This window comes from Solimicrobium silvestre (assembly GCF_002976435.1).
Classification (GTDB): domain Bacteria; phylum Pseudomonadota; class Gammaproteobacteria; order Burkholderiales; family Burkholderiaceae_D; genus Solimicrobium; species Solimicrobium silvestre.
Window position 1 is genome coordinate 41084 of record NZ_PUGF01000017.1, and the last position, 9666, is coordinate 50749.

The 9666-nt window shown below is 48.7% G+C and carries 8 protein-coding genes; 2 read left to right on the forward strand and 6 right to left on the reverse strand.

Annotated elements, in window-relative coordinates:
• Positions 1-2: 2 nt before the first annotated feature.
• Positions 3-1556 carry an ammonium transporter gene (locus S2091_RS16500; RefSeq protein WP_105533053.1) on the forward strand — a complete coding sequence of 518 codons (1554 nt, stop codon included), beginning with the start codon at positions 3-5 and terminating at the stop codon, positions 1554-1556.
• Positions 1557-1705: 149 nt separating this feature from the next.
• Here S2091_RS16500 and S2091_RS16505 read toward each other — a convergent pair whose 3' ends face one another.
• From S2091_RS16505 to S2091_RS16530, 6 genes are all read right to left on the reverse strand, one after another.
• Positions 1706-2182, reverse strand: a complete 477-nt coding sequence (locus S2091_RS16505; RefSeq protein WP_423828247.1) for a NuoB/complex I 20 kDa subunit family protein — start codon at positions 2180-2182, stop codon at positions 1706-1708.
• 116 nt (positions 2183-2298) lie between these two features.
• Positions 2299-3498: an ergothioneine biosynthesis protein EgtB gene (gene egtB / locus S2091_RS16510; protein ID WP_105533055.1), complete on the reverse strand. Its 1200-nt coding sequence runs from the start codon at positions 3496-3498 to the stop codon at positions 2299-2301.
• Positions 3499-3501: 3 nt separating this feature from the next.
• Positions 3502-4479 carry an L-histidine N(alpha)-methyltransferase gene (gene egtD / locus S2091_RS16515; protein WP_105533056.1) on the reverse strand — a complete coding sequence of 326 codons (978 nt, stop codon included), beginning with the start codon at positions 4477-4479 and terminating at the stop codon, positions 3502-3504.
• A gap of 69 nt (positions 4480-4548) precedes the next feature.
• On the reverse strand, positions 4549-5502 hold the full coding sequence (locus S2091_RS16520; protein ID WP_105533057.1) for a YeeE/YedE thiosulfate transporter family protein: 954 nt from the start codon (positions 5500-5502) through the stop codon (positions 4549-4551).
• Positions 5493-6638, reverse strand: a complete 1146-nt coding sequence (locus tag S2091_RS16525) for a patatin-like phospholipase family protein (protein WP_105533058.1) — start codon at positions 6636-6638, stop codon at positions 5493-5495. Before S2091_RS16525 ends, S2091_RS16520 begins: the two co-directional genes overlap by 10 nt.
• 122 nt (positions 6639-6760) lie before the next feature.
• Complete coding sequence (locus tag S2091_RS16530) at positions 6761-7825, reverse strand: GlxA family transcriptional regulator (RefSeq protein ID WP_207769729.1); 1065 nt, start codon at positions 7823-7825, stop codon at positions 6761-6763.
• A 579-nt stretch (positions 7826-8404) separates the two neighbouring features.
• On the opposite strand from S2091_RS16530, the gene S2091_RS16535 reads away from it, so the two are divergent.
• Positions 8405-9661: a sarcosine oxidase subunit beta family protein gene (locus S2091_RS16535; RefSeq protein WP_105533060.1), complete on the forward strand. Its 1257-nt coding sequence runs from the start codon at positions 8405-8407 to the stop codon at positions 9659-9661.
• The last annotated feature ends 5 nt before the right edge of the window (positions 9662-9666 follow it).

Here is a 9666-nt window from a genome sequence, read left to right on the forward strand (position 1 = left end):
CAATGAAAAGTTTTTTAGCATTAACTCTCGCCAGCTTAGTTGCCGCATCCTGTTTGCTCGGGAATGCTAACGCTGACGATAAGGTAGTCACACCGGCTGCCGCTGTAACAGCAAGTGTGAGTGCAAGTGTGAATGTAAGTTCGCCAACAGCAACACCTGAGGCACCTGCTGCCATTGCGGCAGCTCCTGAGGTGGCAGTGGTAGCAGCAACGCCAACGCCCAATAAAGGCGATACAGCCTGGATGATGGTTGCCACGTTGTTAGTAATATTAATGACTATCCCTGGTTTGGCCTTGTTTTACGGCGGGTTAGTCCGTTCAAAAAACATGCTGTCGATCTTGATGCAGGTATTCATGATTTTTGCCGTGATTATTGTATTGTGGTGTATCTACGGGTACTCACTTGCATTTACTCAAGGTAATTCATTTATTGGCTCGTTGTTTGGCCCAGATGGTCGCTTGTTTTTGAATGGCATTTTTGATCCTGCTAAGGGCACATTTTCAACTGCGGCAACATTTAGCAAAGGCGTTGTGATTCCTGAGTTTGTGTACGTAGCTTTTCAGGGAACGTTCGCGGCAATCACTTGCGGATTAATCATTGGCGCATTTGCAGAGCGGGCCAAGTTTGTTGCGGTGATGTCGTTTATCGTGATCTGGTTTACTTTTTCTTACCTGCCGATTGCTCATATGGTTTGGTTTTGGCCCGGTCCTGATGGCATTAAAGATGCCGCCACATTGGCGATTGAAACAGCTAAAGGTGGATGGTTATGGAAAAAAGGTGCGCTTGATTTTGCCGGTGGAACTGTCGTACACATCAATGCAGCGATTGCCGGTTTAGTTGGTGCAGTGATGATTGGGCGTCGGATTGGTTTTGGCAAAGAATCCATGGCACCACATTCCTTAACCATGACGATGATCGGTTCTTCCCTTTTATGGGTCGGTTGGTTCGGATTTAATGCGGGTTCTGCACTGGAAGCTGGTGACATTGCGGCTTTGGCTTTCATCAACACATTGCTGGCTACCGCCGCAGCGTCTGTTTCATGGGTTTTGGGTGAATGGCTGAGTAAAGGTAAACCGTCCATGTTAGGTGGTGCATCTGGCGCTGTGGCTGGCCTGGTTGCAATTACACCGGCGTGCGGCTTTGTTGGCCCGATGGGGGCGTTGTTCATCGGCTTATTAGCCGGATTAGTTTGCTTATGGGGCGTAAATGGGTTGAAACGGTTGATCGGCGCCGATGATTCTTTAGATGTATTTGGTGTGCACGGCGTCGGAGGTATTTTAGGTGCGTTATTGACGGGTGTATTTGCTTCACCGGCATTGGGCGGACAGGGAATATTTGATTACGTCACTAACAAATTATCTGCTGATCCCTACAGCATTGCTGACCAGTTACTCATTCAAGCGGAAGCTGTATTGACAACGGTGCTTTGGTCGGCAGTTGTTTCTATCATTGCGTTTAAATTAGTTGATCTGGTTATTGGCTTACGCGTTCCAGAAGATGAAGAACGTGAAGGTTTGGATATTACTAGCCACGGTGAATCTGCTTACCATGCGTAAAATTAGTAATAGCAATTTATAAGATCTTGTTTAAGCACTTCCATTGGGAAGTGCTTTTTTTTTATGGAAAAATTAAGACGAACGGCATGGCAATCGTAGCGTCGATTGCCATGCCGTTCAGTGGAGTTTAAGTGTGATTGGACTTATTTTTAGCGCGCTATCGTTGTGCGGCGAGTTACTTTTCGTTGCAGTTGGATCAATCCGTAAATCAATGCTTCAGCTGTCGGTGGGCAACCTGGAACGTAGACATCGACGGGAACAATTCGGTCGCAGCCGCGTACCACGGAATAGGAGTAGTGATAATAACCGCCGCCGTTTGCGCAGGAACCCATTGAAATGACGTAGCGCGGTTCGGGCATTTGGTCGTAGACTTTTCTTAATGCCGGAGCCATTTTATTGGTTAAGGTGCCTGCAACAATCATCAGATCAGAATGTCGCGGGCTGGCACGCGGCATGACGCCGAATCTGTCGATGTCATAACGAGCTGCTGCGGAATGCATCATTTCTACTGCACAGCACGCCAAGCCAAAGGACATATACCAGAGGCTGTTGCTTCGGCAGCGATCAGCCATTTCATCGAGTGAGCTGAGGATAATATTGTTCGAGCCTATTACGTCCATCGGGATATCCTTTAAAAGTGAGTTGCTGAAACATTCCAATTAATAATAAATTTATAACTTATTATCATAATGGAATGCTAAGGCAACGTCAATTTTCTGGATAAAGGGTCGAAGAAAGCTAATTAATCTTTACCGATTGAACGCGCCAGACGTATTCCCGTTCTTTGCCATCTTGCGCTGGCTGGGAAAAAATTGCGGTAAGTTAAGCGCGAATGATGTTTAGGTGTGAAGGCTGAAGAGCCGCGCAGCACATATTGATTGACCATGAATTTACCGTTGTACTCACCTATTGCACCCTCGGCGATGGCATAGCCCGGATAGGGCGCGTAACTACTGGAAGTCCATTGCCAGCAACATGCAAATAGTTGAGTCAGTTGGGCATTTTTTTGCGCCGCATATTCCCATTCCGCCTCGGTCGGTAGCCGCGCGCCTACCCAACTCGCATACGCGGAGGCTTCAAAAAAAGAGAGATGGCAAACCGGTTGGAGCGGATCGAGTTCATGCAGACCGTGCAGCGTGAATTCTTGCCAATGATTAGTGTGCCGCCAATACAGTGGATGTTTTATTTGCTGTTGAATTATCCAATTCCATCCATCTGCAAGCCATAAGGTGGGATTGGTATAACCACCTGCTTCAATGAAGGCCAGATATTCACCGTTGTTGACGAGCCGTGATGCGAGCTGAAATTCTTCAATAAATTGCCGATGGCGCGGGGTTTCGTTATCAAAGCAAAACCCTGCTTCGTGATGACCGATTTCTTGTAAAGCTGGTTCAAAGTAATGCCAATCGATTGCTGCTGGAATGGCGTCAACGGTATCAAGAATGCCTGTATCTTCAGCGAGCATGACTGGATTCAGCGGATTGGACGACAGCAGATGTTTAATATCGGTCAGCATTAGCTCCTGATGTTGCTGTTCATGCTGAATGCCGAGTTCAATCAATTCATCGCATTTAATTGATGAGTGATGTTGATATAGGAGTTGGATGCGCTCGTCGACGGCATGCCGGTATTCCAAAACTTCCTTGAGGTCGGGGCGGGTCAGTAGCCCTCGTTGCGGGCGCGGATATTGCTCACCTATCCCGTTGTAGTAAGAGTTAAACAGTAATTTAAAGGCTGGATGAAATGCGTGAAAATCAGGATCAAACGTTTCAAGAATAAAGGTTTCAAAAAACCAGGTGGTATGCGCGAGATGCCATTTAATGGGGCTGGCATCCGGCATTGATTGCGCCGCCGCATCTTCTGCTGAAAGGTAAGCCGCGATGCGCAGGGAATATTCGCGGGTCTTTGTCCAGCGCTCTATTAGCGTTAGTGTTGCGGACATAGTTTAAATCGCTTTAGCATAAATCACTGCATACCAGTTTGCATCGTCGCTCCAATGGCGGGCTTTTCCAAAACCTGCGGCGCTCAATAATTCTAAAAATAGGGGTAGTGAATATTTATAGCTGTTCTCAGTATGAATCCGTTCACCACGAATAAAATGTCGATGATTATTTCCCCATTTCACTTGCAGATTCATCCGTGCTTCCAGATGCATTTCAATACGCGATTGCTGCGCATTAAAGAACGCATAATGCTGCCATTGACGTATATCAAAATCAGAGCCCAGCAACTGATTAACATGTCGCAACGCATTCAGATTAAACGCGGCCGTAACGCCCAGATCATCATCGTAGGCAGCATTGAGTGTGGCAGAGTCTTTGATCAGGTCAATGCCGATCAGGATGCCGCCATCGGCGTCGCAGGCAGCGCGGATTTTTTTGAGGAAGGTCAGAGCAATGTCAGGGTGAAAATTACCTATTGACGAGCCGGGGTAAAAAAACAAGCGTTGGTCGCTGCGCACTTCGTCAGGCAATGTCCAGTTTTTTGAAAAATCCATGCCCAGCGCCGTCATTTCAATGTGCGGAAAACGTTGCCGCAAATGCCGTACCGAATCCGTTAAATGATTCACTGAAATGTCGATCGGCACATATTGATCTGGATGGAGAAACGGGAAAAGTCGCGCTGCTTTGGCACAATTACCGGCACCTAAATCAATCAAGGTACCGCCCGGGCCGATGGTTTGAGAAATATCAGTAAGGTGGCGGGTAAAAATGCCGGCTTCGGTGCGGGTTGGATAATACTCAGGCAGGACGCAAATCGTCTCGAATAACACCGAGCCTACGGTATCGTAAAAGTATTTGGGGGAAATGGTGGCATGGTCGCTTAACAAGCCGGTAGTGAGTTCCTGGATAGTGAACTCCTTCGTATCAAGCGCATGGTCCCGGTCTGCTATTGCCACGTTCACTGAAGTTGCTAAATCCATAGACGACCCTGTTGAAGTTTCTCAATGACAATTAAATGATCTAGGTGTTGCTTGAAAAAATTTAATAAATCATACCTGACTATTGAAAAAATAGCGCGTGGCTAACTGAGCCGAGGCAATGCTAAGGCACATTGTAAAAAATGCCAGCCATGCGTAAGGCCAAAGCAGAGGCATGCCGATTAATATCAGACCATCATTGCTACCGGGAATCAGCAAGCTGCCCCATGCCATCATTGCACCTCCAAGCAGGCAACGTAAAGCCGCGGTTATCGACGGGGTCGTCCAGCAAAACTTGCCGGCAGTTTTTCCGCCTACCACAGCCCCGGCAAACAGAGCGGCGGCCATACCAATGCGGCCGTTTATATTCTGTAACATGCCGTGCGCCAGTTCGGACAATACCTCGGTGTAAGTCCATTTTTCTGACAAAATTACGGTCGCCAGAAAAGCAAAACCGATGACGATGGTGGCCATGTGCGGCGACCATGCTGTGTCGCTATTCGCTTGTCTGGTACGCGTGAAAATTTTGTAAATCCGCCAAATCAATAACGCAGCTAATGGCCAAAGAGCCGCACTGGCAGCCAAAGCCATGGCTGAAGTGCTTGGCGTTGCCGTGTGCATTGGCATGCCAAAGATTACTTGCATACTGAGGCAGCCTAAAAAATAACCTATGGGCGTTAAAGCGAAAACCCACTGTCCGATACCTAAACGAGCGATTACCCCAACTACGCAAGCACCGTTGATGTAAGCCCCCAAGCCTAAGATCATCGCACCAAAAAATGTCCAGCTTGTGACAGCGTAGCCGCCCGGTAAACTGTTCAGTAAATGAAAGTGTTGGGCTAACCCAAGTCCGACAGCTACCCAGACTGCCGCTTCCAACAAGGCGACGAGGCGTTTTGTACCACGCCGACTGACGATTTCATCCACCGCAGTCACAGAGCAGGTCGCGCCGCGTTGGATGGCAAAACCCATTACTCCGGCGGCCAGCAATGCCAGTATGAAAAATAGCGGAGTAATCATGGACATGATCGATACTCGATAATCCCTTCGATAGAATCGTTACCTTCCCGCCAGGGAGCGCGTTCGATCATTCGAAGCGTATCGGCGTAGCCGGCAGCGCGTCGGGCATTCACGCCAGTGAAGGAAAAGTCGATGTCTTTACTTTGATCTTCATCGTCAAGGCGCGGTGCAACCAGATGGGCAACGTGCATCGTGGTTCCGCAACCCCAGGCAGTCAATTCTTTTACACACGCTTCGTTCTGTTTGCTAGCCGGTAGTTGTTTGCCAAGCTCACGGATTACATGCCGCAATCGATGGATTTGTTTTTGCTTCTCAATGTGACTGTCGGCGCGGCTGGCAAACTGGATGTCTTTCTGGCGTGCCAAAACGTCGGCAATCGATTCCGGTTCCGGTCCGCTCTGGTGCCATACATTGACAGCAAAAATCAGGGAGTTACGTCGCGGGTTGTCATCTAAAACGGCTTCGATGGGGGTGTTGGAATAAATACCTCCGTCCCAGTAGGGGGCGTCTTCAATCCTGATTGCGCCGAACGCCGGTGGCAATGCGCCGGAAGCCATGATGTGCTTGGCATCGATGTGTGTATTACTACTATCGAAATACCGCATCATGCCCGAATTGACATTCACCGCACCGACCGTTAAGCGCGTTTTTCCCATGCCATTGATCTGACCAAAATCAACCAGCTCGCACAATGTGCGTGCCAGTGGCTCGGTACTATAGTAAGAAGCCTTTTCCACTCCTAGTTTGACTTTGTTGCCAAGCAGTGCTGCCGGGTTTGGCTTAAAGAAGGAGGGGATGCCGTTCAGCACCGTTGTTATGTTTGAAAATAGGCTACTGACGCCAAACGGATCGAATCGGGTAGCTATGGATTGTTGTTCTATTTTCTCCCAAAATGCCAATAATTTTTCCATGCGATCAGCAGGTTTATTACCTGCGATCAGCGCGCCGTTGATCGCGCCGATGGACGTTCCTATAACCCATTCAGGCTCGATTCCTGCAGCATGCAGCGCCTCGTACACCCCGACTTGATATGCGCCAAGTGCGCCGCCGCCCTGTAGAACCAGAACGACACGCCCCGGTAGCTGGAGGTTGTTGGTTGCGCCGGCTCGCAGTGAGGGCTTTTCCGCGTGTCTATTGGTCATTGTTAGTCCATTCGTCGTAAGTCGATAAAATGGCCCTCGGTATTTTTTGACTCCAAGCTACTCACCTACTGGGCATGGCTATCAGTCGGACTTAGTTCAAAATCCTTACATATCACTATTTTTTAGATCAATGCAGCAGAAATGGCAATGTTTTTTGATGGGTTCAGTGATCGGCTGCGCGGTACGCTAAATCCGGTATTGCCGGTACTAAGCGCTTCTTCCCGGACTAGTGACGGTGTTTTTCCGTGAAATTTTCTAAAGCAGCGGGAAAAATGCGAGTTACTTAAAAAGCCGCACTGTAAGGCGATATCAATGATGGAATTGTTGGTAGTAATCAGTAGGTTGTAGGCATTGTTTAAGCGCAGCTCAAATGCTAAAGCCAGCGGGCTCATGCCGAGCTCAGTCTGAAACAGGCGTTCCAGATGACGCACGCTCACATTGACGTGTTGCGCAATAAATTCGGCTGGTAGCGGATCGCTCAAATGCCGCTCCATTAATAACATCGCCTTCCGCACGCGGATGTTGTTGGTTTCCTTTGTAAATAACGGTTGCGGTTGCGGCGTTTTAGCGGGCAGGGGCGCGTGTTCTATCATGATGCGCAGTGCTTTCGCTGCGCGCGATTTTTCACAATGGCGGTCAACCAGATAGGCCGCCAAATGCACTACGCTAGTGCCGCCGGCGCAGGTGAGCCGGTCCACATCGTCGATGAATAATTCATCGGAGCTGACTTTAAGATCGGGGAATTCGTTGGTGAATTCACTGTGTACATACCAGCTCACGCAACTGCGTCGGCCTTGCATTAATCCCAGTCTGGCAAGTACGAAACTGCCGGTACAAATGCCGATCAATGGAACATTAGCTGCGGCGGCCTGTTTTAAGTAATTTTCGAGTGCAGTTGGAAGTTGAAGTGCGTTTAACAGGCCGCCAACCATAACGATGTAATCGAACTTGCTCGGGTCAGTTAACTGTGAGGTTGGCATAATCTCGATGCCGCAACTGGCTTTGATAGGGCGCATTTCATGACTCAGCACCGTCCATTCACAATGGATCGGGCGACTGCGATCACCATCGTCCGCGGCTAAACGTAGCGTGTCGACAAATGCGGAAAAAGCCAGCAGGGTGAAGTTGGGCGACAGCACAAAGCCCACCGATAGCTTGCTCTTTTTCTTGGTATTCGAATTTAACAAAATAGCCTCCTTTGCGGATTTTTTAATGGCCAGGATGCGATCAAAAAATGGTGAGTCAGTGTTGGAAAACGCATTTCAAACTATGAACGTTATCAACTTCTCAGCAATTTTTGTACCAGCTTGTCTCCCGGAAAATTATACATAGCGACTACCCTGCTAACAACAAAATTAATGGACATGATGGCGTAAATAGTCAATAAGCAGTCAATAAAGCCTTATTGCTCTAGACGAGAATCTTTGTTTCATTAACGCAACAAGATGTTTGTTAGCGAACCTAACTGAGCTAACTGAATATTATTTTGAATGCGCGCTATTTTGTTCAGTGAAGGTGCATATTCCTAGGGATCGCACCAAACTAGCGCGCTGTAATGATGCATGATCGAAGGCAATTCCTTTCATTTGAAATCAGCGAATTTGATGATCGTTGGCGTGAATTATGTGCTCGCGAAGATTGGTAGAAATAGTGCAGCGCATCATAAACATGTCGAAATCAGACAATACTGTGTCCTAATCAATCAATTTTAAATTCAGCGCCATCGCAATAATTAACTCCTACGATTTTGAGGCGGGAAAAGCGATATGGCACAGAAAAACTACTCGTTGTGGAGCCTCATTCAGCAAGGCTTCAAACGTCAGGAAGGTTGGGATCAGGCGTGGCGTAGTCCGGAGCCGAAGAGTTCTTACGATGTGATTATTATCGGCGCTGGCGGTCATGGATTGGCGACGGCTTATTACCTGGCGAAAGAACACGGCATTCGCAATATTGCGGTGCTCGAAAAAGGTTATCTGGGCGGCGGGAATACAGCGCGCAATACCACTATCGTTCGTTCCAATTATTTGTGGGACGAAGCCGCCATGCTGTACGAACACTCGCTGAAACTGTGGGAAGGTTTGTCGCAAGAAATCAACTTCAACGTCATGTTCAGCCAGCGCGGTGTGTTCAATTTAGGGCACTCATTACAAGATATGCGCGATATTGAACGGCGTGTGAATGCCAACCTGATCAACGAAATCGATGCGCAAGTGCTTAGCGCCGCCGAAGTCAAAGATCGTATCCCCATGATTAACACTAGCAGCAATACCCGTTACCCGATTATGGGCGCAAGTTTTCAGCCACGCGCTGGCGTTGCCCGGCATGACGCGGTGGCCTGGGGCTTTGCCCGTGCTGCCAGTAATCTTGGTGTCGACATTATCGAGCAATGCGAAGTGACTGGTTTGAATGTGGACGGTGGACACATTAAAGGCGTGGAAACCTCACGCGGCACTATTCGTGCTGACCGCGTTGGGTGTGTGGCAGCAGGTCATTCAACGACGTTAGCCAAAATGGTCGGCTTGCGTATGCCGCTGGAAAGCCATCCGCTGCAAGCCTTTGTTTCAGAATCTCTCAAGCCGGTTTTAGATACTGTGGTGATGTCCAATGCGGTGCATGGTTACCTCAGTCAGTCTGATAAGGGTGAGCTGGTGATTGGTGCCGGTATTGATAGTTACCTCAGCTATGCGCAACGCGGTAGCCCGCATGTAATCGAGCATACAGCCGCCGCAATTATCGAATTGTTCCCTATGTTTTCCCGGGTACGGATGAATCGTCAGTGGGGCGGCATCGTTGATGTCTCTCCCGACGCGTGTCCAATTATTGGCAAAACACCGATTAAAGGTTTGTATTTTAACTGTGGCTGGGGCACTGGCGGCTTTAAGGCAACGCCCGGTTCCGGCCATGTGTTCGCTCACACGATTGCGCACGATGAACCACATCCGCTCAACGCTGCTTTCGGTTTGGATCGCTTTCATAGCGGGCATTTAATTGACGAACACGGTGCTGCTGGCGTCGCACATTAATCGCA